Consider the following 23,160-nt stretch of genomic DNA (forward strand, 5'->3'; position numbering starts at 1 on the left):
GAGAAACATAGAATATAAAAGAACGTTGTGGACTTGATGTCAGCAGGATTTCGAAATATTGCTGTGGGATGTTGTAATGCGTAGCAGAAAAAGTCAAATTTTATTCTTATTTTATAATGGTACAGTAAGTGTTTTTGCGCGTGTGATTGTTATAATAATACTTAGGATAAATAAATACAACTAACATAAAAACATACAGCGATGAGAATGATTTTTGTATGGCTTGGGTTACTGGCGGCATCTGTGGCTGTAAATGCGCAGACATTGACTTCGCCTGACGGGAACCTTAAAATGCAGTTTCATCTATCCGACGAAGGCAAACCAGTCTATTCGTTAATGTACAAAGAAAAAGAAGTGATAAACGAAAGCAAAATGGGCTTTCAGATAAGTCCTTCGATTGCTTTTGACCGTAACTTTAGTGTGGTGGAAACGAAGATAGATAGTTGCAATACGGTCTGGAATACGGTGTGGGGGCAGAACAATGAGATTAGCGATCATCACAAGGAGTTGTGGGTGGCATTGAAACAAGAAAAATCCGGCAGACTCTTGAATATCCGCTTCCGGTTATTTAATGACGGACTGGGATTCCGTTATGAATTCCCCGTGCAAAGTAATCTGCGTCATTTTACTCTGAAAGAAGAACTGACAGAATTCCAGCTGGCTGGCAATCATAAAGCTTTCTGGATTCCGGCTGATTACGATACCAATGAATTTCAGATAACTACCTCCCGCCTTTCGGAAGTACCTCTTTTAATTGATGAGGCCCGTAATGAGCCTTTGGCTTGTAAATCACCGACTCCGAATCTGGCTGTACAGACTCCGCTTATGCTGAAGTCGGATAACGGACTGTATATCAATATTCATGAAGCAGCACTGGTAAATTATCCGGCCATGCATTTGAACCTGGATGCAGAGACTTACCTTATGAGTGCACACTTGACGCCCGATAAGAATGGAAATAAGGGATATATTCAGACTGGAAGTGTGACTCCGTGGCGTACGATTATTGTGAGCGACGACGCCCGTGATATTCTGGCTTCCAACCTGATTCTGAATCTGAATGAGCCGTGTAAGATAGAAGATACTTCCTGGATAAAGCCGACTAAATACGTTGGTGTGTGGTGGGAATACTTCACGGGAGGAGGCTCTACATGGGCCTATACCGATACACAGGATGTTGTGATTGGACAGACTGATTATAAGCAACTGAAACCTAACGGACATCATGGAGCCAATACAGCTCATGTGAAAGAATACATCGACTTTGCAGCTAAGCATGGATTTGACGCCGTGCTGGTGGAAGGATGGAATGAAGGATGGGAAGATAACTATGCGTATGCCAAAGAGTTTATCTATAGCTTTACTACTCCTTATCCAGATTTTGACGTGAAGGAGTTACAGGCGTATGCGGCTTCCAAAGGGGTAAAGATTATCATGCATCATGAAACTACTTCGTCTGTGGCAGATTATGAGCGTCAGATGGATGATGCGTTCCGTTTCATGAAAGACAACGGATATGATGCGGTGAAAACCGGATATGTAGGCCCGATTATTCCACGTAGTGAGCATCACGACGGACAGTGGATGGTGAACCATTACAACCGTGTAGCAGAAAAGGCGGCTCAGTATAAGATTATGGTCAATTCGCACGAAGCGGTTCGTCCGACCGGTTTATGCCGTACCTATCCCAACTGGATTGCGCAGGAGTCGGCGCGAGGGACGGAGTTTGAATCGTTCAACGGCATTCGTCCGGACCACCAGACCATTCTTCCGTTTACTCGTCTGATGGGAGGTCCGATGGATTATACTCCCGGTATTTTTGAAGGAGATTTGTCGGTGTATGGCAGTAACAAGGCAAAGCTGGGTACTACACTGGTGAAACAGCTTGCTCTGTATGTCACGATGTATAGTCCGCTTCAGATGGCAGCCGATTTGTATCAGAATTATGAGAAATATCCGGATGCGTTTCAGTTTATTAAGGACGTGGCGGTTGATTGGGACCGTACTTATATATTAGAAGCTGAACCGGGAGATTACATCACAATTGCCCGTAAGGCCAAAGGGAAAAATGAATGGTATGTAGGAGGTATTACGGATGAAAACAGCCGTGAAGCCCTTATTGATTTCAGCTTCCTGCCGAAAGGAAAGAAGTATCAGGCCGTTATTTATGCAGACGGTAAGAAAGCCGATTGGCGGACAAATCCGAAAGAATATGTGATAGAGACACGGACGATAAGTCATAAGACTAAACTCAGACAAAAACTGGCACCCAGTGGTGGGGTAGCTATTAGTATAAAGGAATTATAGGTAGAAGATTGTTTTCAGGAAAATAAAGATAGATCTTTGACATCCTTGTCGGCATAATTGCTTAAAACAGATATGAGTGGATGACTTTATATAAAAGTTGTTGAAATCGATTTTAAAATTTATCTTTGTGATAAATACCAAATCTGATCACTTATGTCTGTAAACAATTTTGAAACAATATATTATGACTTGTTTAAACAACATTATTCTGCGTTGTTGTTTTATGCAACTCGTCTGGTAGGTGAGGATGATGCGGAAGATATTGTTCAAGATGTATTTGTTGAGTTGTGGAATAACAAAAGCAAGATTGATTTTGACGATCACATCAAGTCTTTTTTATATCGGTCTGTTTATACTAGATCCATCAACTTTCTGAAGCATAAATCGGTAGTGGATAGTTATACGGCGGAAGAAAAAGAATTCTTTGCTCAGAAAATAGCTTATTATAATTATGAGAATTCTGACGTGATGGCACGAATGGAAAATCTGGAGATGAAAAAAGAAATTCTGTCTGCCATAAACGACTTGCCAGACCAAAGCCGGAAAGTCTTTAAGATGAGTTATCTCTACGATATGAAGAATAAGGAAATTGCCGACATACTTGGTATTTCCCTGAGAACAGTAGAAGCCCATATGTATAAGGCTTTGAAGATACTGCGTGTAAAGCTCAGTCATCTGCTTTTATTATTAATTTGTTTTTTAGGTGTATATGAGTAACATTAGTGATGATATTATATGGAGGTATCTTCAGGGAATTGCAACCGCTGAAGATATGAAGGCGCTGAATGAATATATCAGTGCTTCGCCCGACAACAAAAAGTATCTGTTTTCCATAGAGGAGTTATATCATCTGGGAAAGTGGAAATACAATGAGGAAGATAAAATAAATGCAGCCATGCAACGGCTGAAATCGGTAGTGCAGCCTGCCGAGGTATCTATGTCTTTGCATAAGAAAGAGAAAAAGCAGACAAGGCATCTCTTTATGTGGACCCGATATGCGGCGGCCGTGCTGGTTCTGGTGCTTATAGGGTGGCTGTCCTTTAAAGGGCTGACAAGCGAGGACATGATAAAAGTTTACGCGGACAGTAAGATAAGAAAGATTGAACTGGCAGATGGGACAAAAGTCTGGTTGAATAAAGGGAGTGTGTTTGAATATCCGAAAACTTTTACGAAAGACAACCGGAAAGTCAGACTGGATGGGGAAGCTTATTTTCAAGTAGCCCGTCAGACAGGCAAGCATAAGTTCACGGTAGAGAGTAAGCTGATGACGGTGGTAGTGCATGGTACGATTTTTAATATGAAGAGTTATGCCAGGGATACCGTAGCCGAAACGTCGCTTATTGAAGGAGAAGTGCTTGTGGAATCTGCTAATGATGATTCAAAAATCGTTTTGCTTCCAGGTCAGAAAGCCATTGTAGAAAAGAATAACCATAAGATGGTGGTGAAAGAAACCAATTCAATTATGGATGGAATCTGGCGGAACAACATGGTGCCATTCCAGAATGCGACAATTCAGGATATTGCAAAAGTGCTGGAGGATTTATATCATGTTAAGATAGAGGTTCGTAAGGATATTGACCTGGAACATACTTATTCGGGCATGATAGAGAAAAAGCAAGAGCTTGAAGATGTAATAAAAACTTTGCAAAATAGTATACCGATAAAATATAAGATAGAGAGTGATAAGGTTTTGATTGAACCTGTGGAGTAAAATCCGATTCGGCAAATATATTTTTATAATATGTTTGCCGTTTTTTTTATGTTTCTTGAAAAAATAAATGAAATAAAGTAAGTGTTTTTATTTGGATAGCTGTTATATAAGTACTATTGAAAATTGTAGTAATAATTTTAAAATAACAAGATTATGTTTAACCTTAAGAAAAATTTATTTTTAGAAGGGAAAATGCAATCCTTATGTCCAGGAAAATATCTCAGGACATTGGTTTTTCTAGGCTTGTCGGCAGCTCCATTTCAATTGGTCTCGGCGCAGTTTAATCTTTCATTGGCTAATCCAAGTTTGGGAAGTGTGATTAAAGAAATTCAGGCGCAGTCGGATTATCAGTTCTTTTATGATGACAAGCTTGCTTCTGTTCAACTTGAATCTTTGAATATGAATGACTCTTCTTTACAGGAAGTGTTGAGCAAGGCGTTGAGTGGAAAAAACATTTCTTATAAGATAGACGATAAAGTCGTTTATCTGTCTATGGATAATTCTACAGTAAAGAAGTCTCCTGCACAGGAAACGACAAAAAAAACAATTACCGGACGTATAATAGATGCGACGGGTGAACCGCTGATTGGTGTGACTATTATGGAAAAAGGAACCACCAACGGAAGTATTACTGACTATGACGGAAATTATTCATTGAGCGTACCTGGAAATGCGGTACTTCAATTCTCTTATATCGGTTATAAGAGTATAGAAATGAAGGTGGAAGGCAAAGAGGTAATTGACTTGACCATGCACGAAGATACAGAGGTATTGGATGAAGTCGTAGTTACTGCTTTGGGTATCAAGCGTGAGAAAAAAATGCTGGGATACGCTGTGCAGGAACTGAAGAGTGATGAGTTGAACAAGACAGGTGACCCTTCTGTAACCAGTGCTTTACAGGGTAAAGTAGCCGGTTTGCAGATGAATACCTCTGCTACAGGTTTGGGTGGTTCTACTAAGATTACCATTCGTGGTAACTCTTCATTGAGCGATAACAACCAGCCGCTGTGGATTGTGGATGGTGTTCCTTTTAGCGACAACAACACATCTGATGCTAGTTTCTATGGTGGTGTAGACCGTGGTGGCTCTGCAATGGATATTAATCCGGATGACATTGAGAGTATTTCAGTTTTGAAAGGCCCGAATGCCGCAGCATTGTATGGTTCACGTGCTGGTAACGGTGTAATTTTGGTTACAACGAAGAAAGGTTCCAAGAAAGATGGTTTTGGTATCCGCTATACTGGTAACTTTACATGGAGTAGCGTAGCCGAAACATTAGAGCAGCAGGAACGTTATGGCCAGGGACAGATTGGTGCCAATGGTGGTGCTAGCTATACCAAAGAAACATCAGGTAGCTGGGGACCCGTATTGGATGGAAGCCCATTTGAAGCTTGGAATGGTGAGACATATGCTTATTCAAAATATGGCAATAAGTTGAAGGATTATTTTGATACTGGTTTCTCACAGAATCACAATGTGTCTATTAGCAACGGTACTGAAACATCACATTTCCGTGCTTCGTTCGGTGCATCGGATAACAAGGGTGTGTTCCCGAATGAAAAGTTGAATCGTATAAATATCGACTTGAATGCTGGTACAGAATTGAATAAATGGATGTCAATCGACGGAAAGATTTCATTGTCACGTACCAAAGCAGAGGATCGTCCTGAATATGGTACATACGGTGCTATCAATCAGTTGATGGGTATTCCTCACAATGTACGTTTGGATGATTTGAAACAGTATTCAACTGAAGATGCCGTACATGTGAACTGGTATGGACCGAGTGCTGAAATCCGTAACCCATATTATGTATTGCATCAGCGTCATAATTCTGACGAACGCTGGCGTGCATTTGGTTATTATAGCACTAAGATTAACTTTACTGACTGGTTGCATTTATCTGCTAAGTATGCCTTCGATTATTACCGTACGCGTGTTCAGAATACCAATGCAGGTGATGCGTATAATAATGAAACGGTTCCTAGTGCTATCACTGATGACAAGATGGATCGTGGCGAAGAAAACTTCTTCGAATCAAATGCTGAATTTATTTTGATGGGTGACCGTCAGTTGACTGAAAACTTCCGCCTTGGCTTTACGCTGGGTTCTAACTTCATGTATCAGAAGTTCGAGTCTTTGAGTGCCGGTGTAGGTAACATGTTGACTAAGGGTGAATGGATGTTCAATGCGGCTAACCTGTTGCGTACAGCTGCTGAAACAGGTAAGGAACGTGCCATGAATTCTGTATTTGGTTCTGTACAGATGGCGTGGAAGGAATATTTGTCATTAGACCTTACTGCTCGTAATGACTGGTCATCTACATTGCCTAAGCAGAATAATTCATTCTTCTATCCTTCTGCTAACTTAAGTTTTGTTATTTCTGATTTCATGAAGTCTATCGACAAATCTTTACCTTCATGGGTAACTTTTGCTAAGTTGCGTCTGTCTGCTGCACAGGTAGGTAAGGATACAGAACCGTATCAGTTGTACAATACTTATGCTTATAAGTTTGATAATGGCATCTTGACTCCTGATAAGAGTAATGTGAAGTTGAACGATAATTTGAAGCCGGAAATTGCTACTTCATACGAAGCTGGTTTGGATATGAAGTTCTTTGATAATCGTTTCGGGTTTGACTTTACTTATTATTACAGCAAGACTAAGAACCAGATTATGAAGGTGCCTGCTGCAGCTCCTTGGAGTGGTGGACAGTGGGTTAATGCCGGTTTGATTTCGAACCAGGGTGTTGAATTGATGTTGTATTCTACCATTGTAGATACTAAGGACTTCACATTTGATTTGAATGTGAACATGGCGCACAATGTTTCTACTGTTAAAGAACTGGCTCCTGAATCTAATGTGAACTATATGTTCTTTAACGGTGATGGCAACTTCCCTGTTAAGGTTGGTGCTCGTGCTGGTGAAAAACTGGGTGAGATTTATGCAACTACTTTGTACAAACGCAATGATAACGGTGATATTATAATCGGTGCCGACGGTATGCCGATGACTGTGACTGATGAAGCTGAATATGTAGCTAACCCGATTGGTAACATTCAGCCTGACCTGACCATGTCTGTATCACCTACTTTCACTTATAAAGGTGTAACTCTTTCTGCTATGTTTGATATGAAATTTGGTGGTGATATCTTCTCTTACTCAGAAATGATGGCTACCGGTAGAGGTTTGGCTAAGCGTACGGAAAATCGTGGAGAAGCTGATAATTATATGATGGTATTCCCTGGTGTGACTGAAAATGGTCAGCCTAATACCACGAAGATTACAGCTAGCCAGTACTATGGTGCGTTGTTGGCTGAAGACTTCCTGTATGATGCTTCATTTATTAAGTTGAAAGAATTGTCATTGGGTTATTCATTCCCGTCAAAGATGCTGAAAAAGACCCCGTTGACTTCACTGAACGTTTCATTTGTAGCACGTAACTTGTGTTATCTGTTGAAGCATACACCGGGTACAAGTCCTGAAGGTGGTTACGATACAACTATGTTCTCACAGGCTATTGATTATGCGGCTCTGCCTTATACTCGTACCTTTGGTTTGTCTGTTAGTTTAGGTTTTTAATCTTAAAAAAATAGTATAGAGTTATGAAATTCAATATATATAAATCTGTCGCCTTGTGTTCGTTGTTAGCACTTACAGGCTGTCATGACTTTGAAGAAATGAATACCAATCCGTATGCTCCGGTTTATGATCCTACAGTGATAGGAGGTACGGCTGACGGCATTGATATCGACTATACTTTGTCGGAAAATGCGTTAAAGAGTTTACAAGCTACAGAAAGTGCGGTAGGTGCAACTTTCTTTAACTTCATGTATGAAGGGTTATACAATGATTATCAGACTGCTACTAACCTGACACATGATGTGTATGCAGCTTATAGTGGATCAAACGGTTTTTTGAATAATGCTCCGGCTTATGCGTATAACGATGCTTGGTCAGCATCTCGTTGGCGTCATTTCTATGATGACCGTACCATCTCAGAATATAGCCAGTTGATTAAGACTTTTTGGTTCTGTAATAGAGAATATTATCACAATGTATTCCACATTACACGTATCTACTATGCTTTCTTGATGTCTGCTCAGACTGATACTTATGGAGATATTCCAATTAAGTATTATGTAAAAGGTATGATTCCTCCTGAAGAAAATGTGGAATACAGTTCACAAGAGGAAGTATATGGTTTAATATTCCAGATACTTGATCAGGCTATCACAGGTTTGCATAATCCTCCAGCTGGTGCTCAGTATAAGTTCAGTGATACGGATGACCGTGTGTACAAAGGTGATGTAAATAAATGGCTTCGTTTTGCGAATACATTGCGTCTGCGTCTTGCCTTGCGTGTGTCAAATGTAAATCCAGCGTTAGCTAAGGAACAGGGTGAAAAGGCGTTGACTGATCCTGCTGGTTTGATGCAGGGACAGGAAGACAATATGAAACTGATTCCTAAACGTCAGTTTGTAACCGGCGGTAATGAGAATATTTTTGCCTTGATGTACGGTTGGGGCGCCAGTGTAGTTTTGCCTAAGGAAATGGAGTGGGCATACAAGAACCAGGCGTTAAAGGATGGCATTGACTCATCGGCTGATGGTTTTGTGGCTAAGGTGTCACAAGGTGCTGAAGAAGGTACAGTAGTGGGCCTGGATAACCAGAAGTTTAATGAAAAAGAAGCAAATTGTTATCTTGACCCCCGTTGTGAAGTGTTATGGTTCCGTCCTACATCTTTGGATGATTTGAATGCGAAAGATGGTATTCATGAATCAGATAAAGAATTCGGTGGTTACCGTAATGGAGTAACAGAGGTTGGTTCTAAATATACTACAGTTTATTCTCCGATGCGTGTAGATCAGCGTACAGATGTTATGAATCGTAAGGTATGGTGGAACTTAGCTCGTGAAATTGTATGGATGGGCTATTCTGAAAGTCTCTTCCTGAAGGCTGAAGCTGCTTTGCGTGGCTGGGCTGGACTGCCTAAAACTGACGCCAAGAAATATTATGAAGAGGGTATTCGTGCTTCAATGAACTATTATGAAATTGATGCAGATGCCGAAGGTCAGCAGAAGATTGATAATTACATTAATCACTTGGCAGGTATGAAAGCTTTCACTAGCGGTTCTGACGAAGAACAGCTTGAACAGATTATTACACAGAAGTGGTTAGCTGTATATCCTAATGGTAATGAAGGCTGGGCAGAGGTACGTCGTACTGATTATCCTCGCTATTTGCTGTTGCCGCGTTATGGTAATAACTCTAACGGTGAAGTAGAAAATACGAAACTGATTAAGCGTATTAGTTATCCAAATAGTGAGTCACGTAATCCGTTGAAGCCAGATTATACCCAAGGTACAAGAGTTTGGTGGGATGTAGCTGACACGATGGATGACAGCGGCAAATGGCATACGCCGAAAAACTTCAGATAATTACCTTTAATAAATGAATAAAGAAAGCCGTTTTAGCCTGTTGGTATTGGTTTGATATACATTAATATGGCTAAAACGGCTTTTTTAATCATTATTTTTCTTAACTTTAGTCACTGCGGGGTTGCAGTATCTTTTAGCTATTATAATAACATGAAAAATTCACTTTGGGCTTTTATTGGTTTGGCTGGTCTTACATGGGCTTGTTCTACTCCTGTTACTCATGTGGAAGAAGATTTGACACAGTATGTGAATCCTTTCATTGGGACGGACTTTACCGGAAATACTTATCCGGGTGCACAAGTTCCTTTTGGCATGGTTCAATTGAGTCCGGACAACGGGCTTCCGGGATGGGATAGAATTGCAGGCTATTACTATCCGGACAGTACCATTGCCGGGTTTAGCCATACGCATCTTTCAGGAACAGGAGCAGGCGATTTGTATGATATTTCTTTTATGCCTGTAACCCTGCCATACGTAGAGGCAGAAGCCCCTTTGGGAATACATTCCAAGTTTTCGCATGAGAAGGAAAGTGCATCTGCCGGATATTATCAGGTCTTCTTGGATGATTATGGAATCAATGTGGAACTGACGGCAACGGCACGTTGCGGAATTCAACGCTATACTTTCCCGGAAGCGAAATCGGCCATTATTCTGAATCTGAAAAAAGCAATGAACTGGGATGCCACACAGGATAGTTATGTGGAGGTAGTAGACTCTGTGACTATCCGTGGATATCGTTTTTCGGATGGTTGGGCCAGAAAGCAGAAGGTGTTCTTCCAGACCCGTTTCTCTGTTCCTTTTGAGAATGTACAAATGGATACGACTCCTATCTTGAAGGACAATCTTCCTATGGGTACTGCATACGTTGCCCGGTTTGATTTCTCGACGAAAAAGGATGAGCAGATAATTGTTTCTACCGCCATTTCGGGAGTGAGTATGGAAGGTGCGGCCAAGAACCTGCAGGCAGAAGTTCCGGAAAACGATTTTGAAAAGTATCGGTTGCTGGCCAAGGAAACATGGAATAAGGAATTGTCGAAGATAAAGGTAGAGTCGGAAGACAAGGATGACAAGACCGTGTTCTATACGGCACTTTATCATAGTATGCTGGCTCCTACCATTTATTCGGATGTCGACGGACAATATTACGGACCGGATCAGAAGGTGCATCAGGCGGAGAACTGGACCAATTACAGTACGTTCTCTCTTTGGGATACGTTCCGTGCCTCACATCCGCTGTTTACTTATACGCAGCCGGAACGGACTAATGACATGATTAAGTCATTCTTGGCATTCTATGAGCAGAACGGCCGTTTGCCGGTATGGAACTTCTATGGAAGTGAAACAGACATGATGATTGGTTATCATGCGGTACCAGTTATTGTGGATGCGTATTTGAAGGGTATCGGTGATTTTGATGCTGAAAAGGCATTGGAAGCTTGTGTAGCTACTGCGAATATTGATGAATACAGAGGCATTGGCTTTTATAAGCAGAAGGGATATATCCCTTATAATGTCACAGACGAATATAATTCTGAAAACTGGTCGTTGTCAAGAACACTGGAATATGCGTTCGATGATTTTTGTATAGCTGAAATGGCTGCCAAGATGGGGCGGAAGGATATTGCGGATACTTTCTATGCTCGTTCGCAGAATTACCGTAATGTGTATAATCCGGCTACTTCCTTTATGCAGCCCAAAGATGATAAAGGTAATTTTATCAAGGACTTCCATGCTGAGGAATATACGCCACATATTTGTGAAAGCAATGCATGGCATTATTTCTGGTCTGTACAGCATGATGTGGATGGTCTTGTGAGCCTGGTGGGAGGAAAGGAGCGTTTTAGAGAGAAGCTTGACAGCATGTTTACATATCACCCGACGGATGACCACGAGTTGCCTATTTTCAGTACGGGTATGATTGGACAGTATGCACACGGAAATGAGCCGAGCCATCATGTGGCCTATCTGTATAATAAGGTAAATCAGCCTTGGAAAACGCAGCAATATGTGTCGCAGATTATGGATGAACTGTATCTGAATACCCCGGCTGGTTTGTGTGGAAATGAGGACTGCGGACAGATGTCGGCATGGTATGTATTCAGTGCCATGGGCTTTTATCCTGTAAATCCTGTTTCCGGTGAGTATGAAATAGGAAAACCAAAATTTAAAAAGGTTGAATTGCAGTTGGCAAATGGCAAAGTGTTTACTGTGCTTGCGAAGAATCTTGACAAAGAAAATAGGTACATACGTGCTGTGAAATTGGATGGCAAGGATTATCATCAGAGTTTTATTACGCATGAACAGATTCTGTCAGGTGCGACATTGGAACTGGAGATGTGTAATGAGCCTGGGCATACATGGTATTAATTAAAAATTTTAAACTAGGAATTTATGATGAAGAAATTAGTATTGTTAATCATGATAATGTGCTTTGCCCTTCACGGTAAGGCTACGAATTATGCAGACTATGTGAATCCGCTAATTGGTACACAGTCTACTTATGAGTTTTCTTCCGGAAATACGTATCCGGCTATTGCACGTCCGTGGGGTATGAACTTCTGGACTCCTCAGACCGGAAAAATGGGAGACGGATGGCAGTATATGTATACAGCTACTAAAATCAGAGGATTTAAACAGACCCATCAGCCCAGCCCGTGGATTAATGACTACGGTCAGTTTTCCATTATGCCGGTGGTAGGAGAGCCGGTGTTTGATGAAAACAAACGTGCCAGCTGGTTTTCGCATAAAGGTGAAGAAGCAAAGGCATATTATTATAAGGTATATCTGGCAGAACATGATGTAGTGACAGAGCTGGTTCCGACTGAACGGGCTGCCCTGTTCCGTTTTACTTTCCCTGAAAATGAGCATTCTTACGTAGTGATTGATGCGTTTGACAAGGGTTCTTATGTGAAGATTGATGCGGCAAATAACCGTATTATCGGTTATTCTACCAAGAATAGTGGTGGTGTGCCTGATAACTTCAAGAACTATTTTGTAATAGAATTTGACAAGCCTTTTACGTACAAGGCTACGGTGGCCGACAGCTGTATCTCTGTAGATAAAGTTGAACAGGAGGCAAATCATGCAGGAGCTATTATCGGTTTTGCTACTCGAAAAGGAGAAAAAGTACATGCTAGAGTGGCTTCTTCTTTCATCAGTCAGGCACAGGCTTTAGAAAATCTGAAGGAGTTGGGCAATGACAGTTTTGATGTGTTGGTACAAAAAGGTAAGACTGCTTGGAACGAAGTGCTGGGCAGAATCGAGGTGGAAGGCGGTAACCTTGACCAGTATCGCATGTTCTATTCTTGCTTGTATCGTTCATTGCTGTTCCCTCGCAAATTCTATGAGATAGATGCTAACGGACAGGTAGTGCATTACAGTCCTTACAACGGACAGGTACTTCCGGGATATATGTACACAGATACAGGTTTCTGGGATACATTCAGATGTCTTTTCCCCTTGTTGAATTTGGCTTATCCGTCAGTTAATAAAGAGATCCAGGAAGGTCTTGTCAATACTTACAAAGAGAGTGGATTCTTCCCTGAATGGGCTAGCCCCGGACACCGCGGATGTATGGTGGGCAACAATTCTGCTTCCGTGTTAGTTGATGCTTATATGAAAGGTGTGAAAGTGGACGACCTGAAGACATTGTATGAAGGATTGCTCCATGGAACAAAGAACGTGCATCCGGAGGTATCTTCTACCGGACGTCTGGGATATGAATATTATAATAAATTAGGTTACGTGCCTTGTGATGTGAAGATACACGAGAATGCAGCCCGTACACTGGAATATGCGTATGATGACTGGTGCATCTATAAACTTGCTAAAGAGCTGAAGCGACCGAAAAAGGAAATCAAGCTTTTTGCAGAACGTGCCATGAACTATAAGAATCTGTTTGATTCGGAAACCAAACTGATGAGAGGTAAGAAGGAAAACGGTGAATTCATGAAGCCTTTCTCTCCATTGAAATGGGGGGATGCCTTCACTGAAGGAAACAGCTGGCACTACACCTGGTCGGTATTCCATGACCCTCAGGGACTGATTGACCTGATGGGAGGGGACAAGGCCTTTGTGTCTATGCTTGATTCTGTATTCTCTGTACCGCCTGTATTCGATGACAGCTATTATGGTTTTGTAATTCATGAGATTCGTGAGATGACCGTGATGAACATGGGTAACTATGCACATGGAAACCAGCCTATTCAGCACATGATTTATTTGTACAATTATGCCAAACAGCCGTGGAAGGCGCAGTACTGGTTGCGTCAGGTGATGAACAAGATGTATACACCGACTCCGGATGGATATTGTGGTGACGAGGACAATGGACAGACTTCTGCATGGTATGTATTTACAGCTTTAGGATTCTATCCGGTATGTCCGGGAAGTAATGAATATGTGGTGGGTGCTCCTTTGTTTAAGAAAGCGACTATTCATCTGGAAAATGGAAAGGACGTAATGATTGAAGCTCCGTTGAACAGTGAGGAGAATTTGTACATTAAAGAGATGAAATTGAATGGGAAATCTTATACTCATAACTATTTTTCACATGAAGATTTGATGAATGGAGCGAAAATACAAATAGAAATGAGTAACTTGCCGAACGAAAACAGAGGTATAGCTGCAGAAGATGCTCCTTACTCGTTTTCAGTGGATGAGAAATAAGAACCTTCATATATTAAATTTAAAACCATGAATAAGAAATCATTATTGTTTGTTCCGGTTTTGTCCTTGTGTCTGGCTTCTTGTGGAAGTAGCCAGAAAGGGCAGGAGATGGAAGATTTGACGCAGTTTGTAGACCCTCGTATTGGTACTGGCGGACATGGACATGTGTTTTATGGAGCCAATGTACCTTACGGATTTATTCAGCTGGGTCCGACAAGCATTCCTCAGTCATGGGACTGGGTATCGGGGTATCATGTATCAGACTCTACGGTGATAGGATTTCCACATACACATTTGAGTGGAACCGGTATAGGCGACTTGCATGACATCAATGTAATGCCGGTAGTAGGAGAAGTGACTTATTCAAGAGGGGATGCTTCATCGTATGAAACGGGATTATGGTCTTACTCAGACCGCTCGAAAGAAGTTGTGACTCCGGGTTACTATCGTACTCACCTGTCAAGATACAATGTGGATGTAGAATTGACAGCTACTAAGCGTGTCGGCTTCCATAAATATACTTTCCTGGGAAATGAAAGTCCGGCCATTGTATTTGATATGGTAAACGGTGGTTGCTGGGATAAAACCACAGAAGCCGTGATACGGGTGGTAAACGACAGCACCGTGAGCGGTTATCGCTATTCAAAGGGATGGGCCGACGACCAGCGTGTATTTTTCCGTGCAGAATTCTCACGTAAGTTTGATAACGTAGAATTTATTGTCAACGATTCTGTGAAGGAAGGTAACATGGCAAAAGGTGCACAGCTGTTTGCCAGAGTCAACTTTGCTGCGGGAAACCAAGAACCGGTGTATATGAAGGTGGCATTGTCTCCTACTTCAGAAGAAGGTGCACAGCTGAATATGCAGACAGAACTGAGTGGTTGGGACTTTGAGAAGACGATTGCAGATGCAAAGGCTGCCTGGAATAAGGAATTGAATAAGGTAAAAGTGTATACCACAGATGAGGCTTCAAAGAAGATTTTCTATACAAGTCTGTATCACACCTTGTTTGCTCCGTCTGAATTCTGTGATGTGAACGGTGATTATTATGGAGCCGATAAGCAGATGCACAAGGGCGAAGGTTTTGTAAATTACACTACATTCTCACTGTGGGATACCTATCGTGCAGCACAGCCGTTGATGACGATTCTGCATCCTGAAAAGATGAGTGACATCATTAATACTATGCTTCATATCCATCAGCAGCAAGGAAAGCTTCCGGTATGGCATCTGATGGGGTGTGAAACCAACTGTATGGTAGGTAATCCGGGGGTACCGGTGGTGGCAGATGCCATCTTGAAGGACATCAAAGGATTCGATACAGAGTTGGCTTTCAAGGCACTGAAAGAATCTTCAATGTTGCCTGAGCGTGGAATGGAACACCGTATTGAATACGGGTTTATTCCGGCAGACAAGATGACGGAAGCCATTGCGTATGATATGGAGTATGCTATTGCAGACTGGGCAGTGGCACAGGCCGCTCAGAAACTTGGCAAGCAGGAAGATTATGAATATTTCCTGAAACGTAGCAAATCATACAAGAATTATTTTGATGCTTCTACGGGATTCATGAGAGGAAAGATGCTCGACGGTTCCTGGCGTACTCCGTTTAGTCCTTATGCATCTTCTCACAGAGAAGACGACTATTGTGAAGGAAATGCATGGCAGTACACATGGCTGGTTCCTCATGATGTAGAAGGACTGGTGGAATGCTTCGGCAGTAAAGAAGCGTTTGTGAACAAACTGGATTCTTTGTTCCTGGCAAACGGTGATATGGGAGATGCTTCTTCTCCGGATATTAGCGGATTGATTGGTCAGTATGCTCATGGTAACGAACCGAGTCATCATACGGTTTACCTGTACACACTTGTAGGGCAGCCTTGGAAGACGGCCGACAGAATCAAGGAGATTCTTCATACAATGTATACAGACCAGCCGGATGGTTTGTCAGGTAATGAGGATGTAGGACAGATGTCGGCTTGGTATATCCTTTCTTCTTTCGGATTCTATCAGGTAGAACCTGCCGGTGGCAAGTTTGTATTTGGTTATCCGAACTTTGATAAGGTAGAAATTGCTGTTCCTGGTGGTAAGTTCGTTATAGAACGTGAAAATAAAGGTCAGCAGAACAATTACATACAAGGTATTGTCCTTAATGGAGCTGAATATAAGAAACCTTGGATTGAATATGCTGATATTATGAAAGGTGGCGAATTGAAGTTCCTGATGGGAGATGAGCCGGTAGTATGGTATTAAATGTTAGTGTTGTAACAGAGTTGTTTTTAATATCATAAACAAAAAATACGGAATTCATTTTTGAATTCCGTATTTTTTGTTTCATCATGGTAATGGTTTTAGTAGTGATTTTTGATGTTATTAAATATAAACTATGTTGAAGTTTAAAGTTTGATTAAAGGAATTTCATATTTGCTTTATGGAAAATAGAAATCTTTTTATGAAAAATTATCTATTTTGGTTGTGCTAAAAATTAAAAGCTATCAAAAGAAATTGGCCTCATTTTAATGTCTTTCCTGCGTGTTTTTATTAGAATAAAAGATAGAAATTACTAATTTTCAAGGCTGTTTTTATCTCTTTTTTAAGGAAGTACTCGTTCTGTTTTGTTGTAAAGATTTTTTGATAAAAGTCTAATATAAGGAATTAAGGTTTTTAAAGTGAGGCTTTTCAAGGTTTCTTAATTTGTCTGAATACGTAAATATACAAATGTTTTATGCGAATATTCAAGTAAAATACCTTTCACTTGGTATTACTTTGTGTCATCTTAATTCTAAGATTTTTTTGGATTTAGTAAACTTATTATGAAAACATATAATTAGTATTATGAAACATTTAACATTTTGTGCAGCCTTATTGGCTGCTTCTACAGCTTTAATAGGTTGTAAAGACGATCTCGATGGAGGAGTTAATAACGGGGAAAATATAGTAGAGGAGCTGGATCCGGTAGCTAAATTTTCAACAAGTACTACTTATCAGTTGTCAATTAACTATGCTACAAAAGTAGAGGGTGCAATTGTATTTGAAGTGTATGACCAAAGTCCGTTAAAAGATGGTGTAAAGAGTGATGATTTGCTGCCTATTTTCAGTGGTTTCACTCAGAAAGATGGTACGTTCAGTCAGGCTGTAGAGTTGCCCGAATATTTGTCCGCACCAGGACGTGATGTATATGTATATACATCGGCTATTCATGTTCCTTCTTTGCTGAAAGCAAATGTAAGTAACGGTTCCATTACTGTGGATGCAAATAACTTGACGAAAGTTGCCAGTCGTTCTAGTCGTGCTGGAGCAGGTACTACAACTGCATTGGATAAAGGTTGGATAGCGATGGGAGAGTATGATGAAAACGGAACTATTCAATATGCAGATGGTTTCTATGAGGAAGAAGAGCTACGAAAAGATTTTAATTTGTTCAATAGTTACTATGCAAATCGAAATGGTAAGAATAATAATGAGCAAAAAGACTTCGTTTTTAAGAGTGATGGTGAAGAAAAACTGGCTGTTACTTTGTTAAGTAGTAATTCTAAATATGGAAGTTCACTGGGGTACTATTATTATAAACAAGGTTCAGAACCTTCATATAATAGCCTGCAAATTCATATGATTTTTCCTAATACCCAAGATGGTACTTATACGACAGATGATGGTGAGGTAATTACTACTGTAGGCACCAAAGTTGGTACCTCGGTTTATTTGAAGTATTATGAAAATGGGGTGGCACAAGATGCATTTCCTGAGGGTAAATGGAATATTGGTTTTGTATTACTTTCTGACGCCTGGTCTCAGTTGAATGACGGTAATCAAACACTTTCTACTACGAATACTACTTATTCTATTACAGCATCAGGCGATGAGATTAATAATAATGGGGTAGCTAATCGTCCTGTAATTGGCTTTAAGTACTCTGATGGTAAAGGGCTTAATTCTAGTGGAAAAATTGAAAGTGCCTTTTTCGGCTTTGAAGATAATTTTATTCCTTGTAAGAAGGATAAAGATGATGTAAATAACTATAAAGATGTGGTTATTAAGCTTTCTGTAGGTTCAACGGAGGATATCGAAGCTCCTTGGATTGACAATATAACCCCGGAAACTTCTGCACGTATTCAGCTTGAAACATCTGGAGGATTATTCTCATTTGAGGATTTATGGCCGTCAAGAGGTGATTTTGATATGAATGATGTATTGGTAAGATATGATTATTATATTCAATATTATGAAACAACTTATAAAGATTTGTTGACAGAAGAGGTTACGGATGTTGAATATAAGTTGGATGGAGAAGAGTTTTATTTGACTCCTGGCCAGAATGTGAATGCTGCAGGAAATAAGAATGGGTTTGGTGTTTGCTTGAAAACAGCGGTAAAAGAATTAAAAGAGGGTGAAAACTGTACTATTACTTCTGAAATCACTAAAGAGTCTGTATTGGATGCTGACGGTAATTTTGTATATAATGATGATTATGAATATGTACCATTTGAGGTGGCCCAGAGTTTGCATCAGGAAGGTGTATATGGTAGCAGTGATACATATAATGTAATCCTGATTACTGATAACATTAAAGGTGCAGATGTACTGAACCACCGCATTAGAATTAAGGTGAAATATAACGAAGCACAACCTATAGAAGGTGGTTCAAGAGATGGGGTTTCTACATTGAATCCGTTTATTTATAAAGAATCAACTAGAAATCCAGGAAAACGTTGGGAAGTACATTTGACAGGCCGTATACCGACTGCAATGGTAGATGATTCTTATTTTGGTGAAGAAGATGATGCTTCTGATATAGAAGAAGGTATTTTTTATGTTCGTAAAGTACAAGGGGAAGCAAAATCAAGTCTTGATTATCCGTTCAGTTTCTATTTGTTAGGAGTACCTAATCAAGATGCATATGAAAATCTGCGAAATAAATTGGTACGTGACAAGAACGGTCATGTAACAGGACGTCCTAAGAATGAATCTGTCGCTATTGATCAAATATTTGCAGGTTATAAAAACTGGGTAGAAAGTAATCATACTGAAGATAAGGACTGGTATTTGCATTAAAATACTAGATAAGACATTGTTTTAAGATAAAACCAGAATCCAGTTATAAGTTGATTTATATCTGAATTCTGGTTTTGAACTATGTAAAAATTAGTTTTTATTGTTTTTCAGATAGAAAAGTATAGGAGGAGTTAATGTGGGGTAGTTCTTGTTTTCTATTATCAGTGTCAGGTTATTTGTTTGCTTCTACTATTAGTTCTTTTAAAAAGGCTTTTGTGATGTCTTAAGGATTTTTATGAAGTTCTGATAGGAGATGAGCCGGTAGTATGGTATTAAAATAAAATCTAAGTCTGACTATATATTGGGAACCCGTCATCGAGCCTGTGGCTTGGTGGCGGGCTTTCTTTTTTTAAGAAAATAAAATTCATAAAGGAGTTAGGACGAAATATAAAAATTTCTTCCTAACTTGCGTGCCAGAAATAATTAACCTTAAAAAGGAAAGATGGAAAAAACTCTTACTAAAGCAATCAAAACTATTTGCTGTTCATTGACGGGAGTACTGACGATTAGCGGGATTCCTCAACAGTTGTATGCAGAAAATGTATCCTTGCCTTATTGGAAGGATATTCAGACTGTATCGGTAAATCGGGAGGCACCGAGGTCGGCTTTTATGACTTATGCCGACAAGACTCAGGCCCTGACTGGAAAATACGAAAACAGCCCTTATTATGAGTTGTTGAATGGCACGTGGAAATTTTATTATACGGATTCGTATCTGAACCTTCCTGCAGACATTATTTCTCCGGAAGTGAGTACAGAGGAGTGGCACGATATTAAGGTGCCGGGAAACTGGGAAGTGCAAGGATTCGGTACAGCTATTTATACGAATCACGGATATGAGTTTCAACCTCGTAACCCTCAACCTCCTTTGTTGCCGGAGAAGAATCCAGTGGGAGTGTACCGGCGTGATATTACCGTGCCTTCAGAATGGAAGGACCGTGATATTTACCTTCACATTGCCGGAGCAAAATCAGGATGCTATGTGTATTTGAACGGAAAGGAAGTCGGTTATAATGAGGACTCCAAGAATCCGGCTGAATACCTGATAAATGATTATCTGAAGGAAGGTAATAATGTATTGACCTTAAAAATCTTCCGTTGGAGTACGGGTTCTTATCTGGAATGTCAGGATTTCTGGCGTATCAGCGGTATAGAACGTGACGTATTCCTTTATTCACAGCCGAAAGCTTCAGTGCAGGATTTCCGGATTGTGTCTACTTTGGATGATTCGTACCGTAACGGCATTTTCCGCTTGGATATGGAGCTGAAGAATCATCGTACCAATACGGCTGGGTTGAGTATTGGATATGAGTTGCTCGATAATAACGGAAAGGTAGTAGCCAATGGTGAGGAAACTGTAGATGTACTTGCTGGTAAAGAAGGTATCGTATCATTCAGCAAGGAATTGACGGAAGTAAAAACCTGGACTTCGGAAGCACCTAACTTGTATAAATTGTTGATGACTGTAAAGGAAAATGGAAAGGTGACCGAAGTGATTCCTTATAATGTCGGATTCCGTCGCATTGAAATCAAAGAAATTGATCAGAAAGGTACCAATGGAAAGAATTACCATGTGTTGTTTATCAATGGGCAGCCTTTAAAACTGAAGGGTGTAAATATTCACGAACATAATCCGTTGACAGGACACTACGTAGACGAGGCGCTGATGCGTAAGGACTTGGAGTTGATGAAGCGGAACAATATCAATACGGTACGTTTGTGTCATTATCCGCAAGACCGCCGTTTCTATGAGCTCTGTGATGAATATGGCATTTACGTGTACGATGAGGCGAATATTGAAAGTCATGGAATGTATTATGATTTGCGTAAGGGTGGAACCTTGGGAAATAATCCGGAATGGTTGAAACCGCATCTTTACCGTGTGGAGAATATGTTTGAACGGAATAAGAACTATCCTTCGGTTACATTCTGGTCGTTAGGTAATGAGGCTGGAAACGGTTACAACTTTTATGAAGCTTATTTGTGGGTAAAACAGGCCGATAAAGGACTGATGGATCGTCCGGTAAATTATGAACGTGCTCAGTGGGAATGGAACTCTGATATGTACGTGCCGCAGTATCCCAGTGCATCCTGGCTGGAATCAATAGGTCGGTTAGGAAGTGACCGTCCGGTAGTACCTTCAGAATATGCACATGCCATGGGAAACTCTACCGGAGGCTTATGGGATCAGTGGAAGGCTATCTATCAGTATCCTAATTTGCAGGGAGGATATATCTGGGACTGGGTAGACCAGGGAATTTTAGTGAAGGATGAAAACGGAAGAGAATATTGGGCATACGGAGGTGATTTCGGAACTAACATGCCAAGTGACGGCAACTTCTGCTGTAATGGTATCGTGAATCCGGACCGCAATCCTCATCCGGCCATGAGTGAGGTAAAATATGCACACCAGAATGTGGCTTTTGAAGCTACAGACCTGGCAAACGGTAAGTTTAATGTGCTGAACCGCTTTTATTTCACGAACCTGAAGAAATATATGATTTCGTATGAAGTGAAGGAAAATGATAAGGTGGTGCGTCGTGGAAAAGTTTCACTGGATGTAGCTCCTCAGGAAAAGAAAGAGTTGGCGGTGAATGTTAGTGGATTGAAAGCTAAAGTGGGTACGGAATATTTTGTGAACTTCTCAGTGACTACGGTAGAGCCAGAACCACTTATTCCGGAAGGATATGAGATAGCACACGAACAGTTCCGTTTGCCGATAGACCCTGCTTCACGTTCATTCTCGGTACAGGGCCCTGCTTTGCAGTGCAGTGAAAATGGCAACTTGTTGAGTGTGCAGTCTTCGCGCGTAGCTTTTGTATTTGACAAGTCGACCGGCCTGGTAACTTCTTATAAAGTGAAGGGAACAGAATATTTCCATGAGGGATTTGGTATACAGCCTAACTTCTGGCGTGCTCCGAATGACAATGACTATGGAAGCCAGATGCCGAAGCGCCTGCAAATCTGGAAGCAGTCCAGCAAGAACTTCAATGTGGTGGACGCTTCATTGACTATGGATGGAAAAGATGCGGTACTGAAAGTCAGCTACTTGTTGGCTGCAGGTAATCTGTATATTGCGACTTATCGCATTCATCCTTCAGGAGTTGTGAAAGCAAATTATACATTTACTTCTACAGAAATGGAAGCTGCGAAGACAGAAGCTTCAGAAGCTACATTGATGGCCACGTTCACTCCTGGGAACGAAGCGATTCGCAAGGAAAGCTCCAAACTGGTAGTTCCGCGTATCGGTGTTCGCTTCCGCTTGCCAGCCGAGATGGAACAGGTTACTTATTTTGGTCGCGGACCGGAAGAGAATTATTGTGACCGCAATAATGGTACACTGGTAGGTGAGTATCAGGCGACAGCTGAACAAATGTATTTCCCTTATGTGCGTCCACAAGAGAACGGACATCATACAGATACACGTTGGCTGATGCTGAAAAAGAAAAACGGAAAGGGCTTGGCTGTGTATGCAGATGGTACATTGGAATTTAACTCACTCCGTAATTCTATAGAAGATTTTGATGGAGAAGAAGCTGTTCAGCGTGATTACCAGTGGAATAACCGTGATGCAGAAGAGTTGAAACATGATGTAAGTACCGCTAAGAATATCAAACCTCGTCAGACACACATTAATGATATTACTCCTCGTGACTTCGTGGAAGTGTGCTTGGATATGCGACAGATGGGTGTAGGAGGATTTGATAGCTGGGGTGCCGTGCCAGATCCTCAATATCTGATTCCTGCCAATAAGGAGTATCAATGGGGATTCACGATTGTACCGATGTAAATAATAAAGCGTTAAATGAAAATTCCGGGCTTGAAAAGACTTGTTTTCAGGCCCGGAATTTTTTTGTTCAGATAGGGACATAAAAAAAGGAGTTCCGCTGAACTCCAACCTTTTGTTAACCTTAAATCTAATACTATGAAAAACACGATGCAAAGGTACGGACTTTTGGGAATTATGCAAGTTTTGTGTGC

10 protein-coding genes are annotated in these 23,160 nt (G+C 40.8%); all 10 read left to right on the forward strand.

All coding sequences use genetic code 11. The features are described 5' to 3' along the window. The first annotated feature begins 207 nt into the window (after window positions 1-207). The 10 genes from BACPLE_RS06955 (at window position 208) to BACPLE_RS07000 (ending at window position 22,969) form a co-directional block, all read left to right on the forward strand. A complete protein-coding gene (locus BACPLE_RS06955) occupies window positions 208-2,307 on the forward strand; it encodes a glycoside hydrolase family 97 protein (protein WP_007560235.1) in 2,100 nt (699 codons plus the stop codon). 153 nt (window positions 2,308-2,460) lie between these two features. Beyond that, the gene (locus tag BACPLE_RS06960; RefSeq protein WP_007560236.1) at window positions 2,461-3,024 is read left to right on the forward strand and encodes an RNA polymerase sigma-70 factor; all 564 of its coding nucleotides are present in this window, start codon (window positions 2,461-2,463) and stop codon (window positions 3,022-3,024) included. Beyond that, window positions 3,017-4,018, forward strand: coding sequence for a FecR family protein (locus tag BACPLE_RS06965; protein WP_007560238.1), 1,002 nt, complete (start codon window positions 3,017-3,019; stop codon window positions 4,016-4,018). Before BACPLE_RS06960 ends, BACPLE_RS06965 begins: the two co-directional genes overlap by 8 nt. A 192-nt stretch (window positions 4,019-4,210) precedes the next feature. Next, window positions 4,211-7,600 (forward strand): SusC/RagA family TonB-linked outer membrane protein, encoded by a 3,390-nt coding sequence (locus BACPLE_RS06970; protein WP_040312602.1) that lies wholly within the window; start codon window positions 4,211-4,213, stop codon window positions 7,598-7,600. Window positions 7,601-7,623: 23 nt separating this feature from the next. Then, the gene (locus BACPLE_RS06975; RefSeq protein ID WP_007560242.1) at window positions 7,624-9,459 is read left to right on the forward strand and encodes a SusD/RagB family nutrient-binding outer membrane lipoprotein; all 1,836 of its coding nucleotides are present in this window, start codon (window positions 7,624-7,626) and stop codon (window positions 9,457-9,459) included. 150 nt (window positions 9,460-9,609) lie between these two features. Further along, window positions 9,610-11,826 (forward strand): GH92 family glycosyl hydrolase, encoded by a 2,217-nt coding sequence (locus BACPLE_RS06980; RefSeq protein ID WP_040312578.1) that lies wholly within the window; start codon window positions 9,610-9,612, stop codon window positions 11,824-11,826. A 27-nt stretch (window positions 11,827-11,853) separates the two neighbouring features. Continuing rightward, window positions 11,854-14,127, forward strand: a complete 2,274-nt coding sequence (locus tag BACPLE_RS06985; RefSeq protein WP_040312580.1) for a GH92 family glycosyl hydrolase — start codon at window positions 11,854-11,856, stop codon at window positions 14,125-14,127. A 27-nt stretch (window positions 14,128-14,154) separates the two neighbouring features. Continuing rightward, window positions 14,155-16,380: a GH92 family glycosyl hydrolase gene (locus tag BACPLE_RS06990; RefSeq protein WP_007560248.1), complete on the forward strand. Its 2,226-nt coding sequence runs from the start codon at window positions 14,155-14,157 to the stop codon at window positions 16,378-16,380. A gap of 582 nt (window positions 16,381-16,962) precedes the next feature. Next, a complete protein-coding gene (locus tag BACPLE_RS06995) occupies window positions 16,963-19,179 on the forward strand; it encodes an LruC domain-containing protein (RefSeq protein WP_007560249.1) in 2,217 nt (738 codons plus the stop codon). A 442-nt stretch (window positions 19,180-19,621) separates the two neighbouring features. Further along, on the forward strand, window positions 19,622-22,969 hold the full coding sequence (locus BACPLE_RS07000) for a glycoside hydrolase family 2 TIM barrel-domain containing protein (RefSeq protein WP_007560252.1): 3,348 nt from the start codon (window positions 19,622-19,624) through the stop codon (window positions 22,967-22,969). Window positions 22,970-23,160 lie beyond the last annotated feature (191 nt).

The organism is Phocaeicola plebeius DSM 17135 (assembly GCF_000187895.1).
Taxonomy (GTDB): domain Bacteria; phylum Bacteroidota; class Bacteroidia; order Bacteroidales; family Bacteroidaceae; genus Phocaeicola; species Phocaeicola plebeius.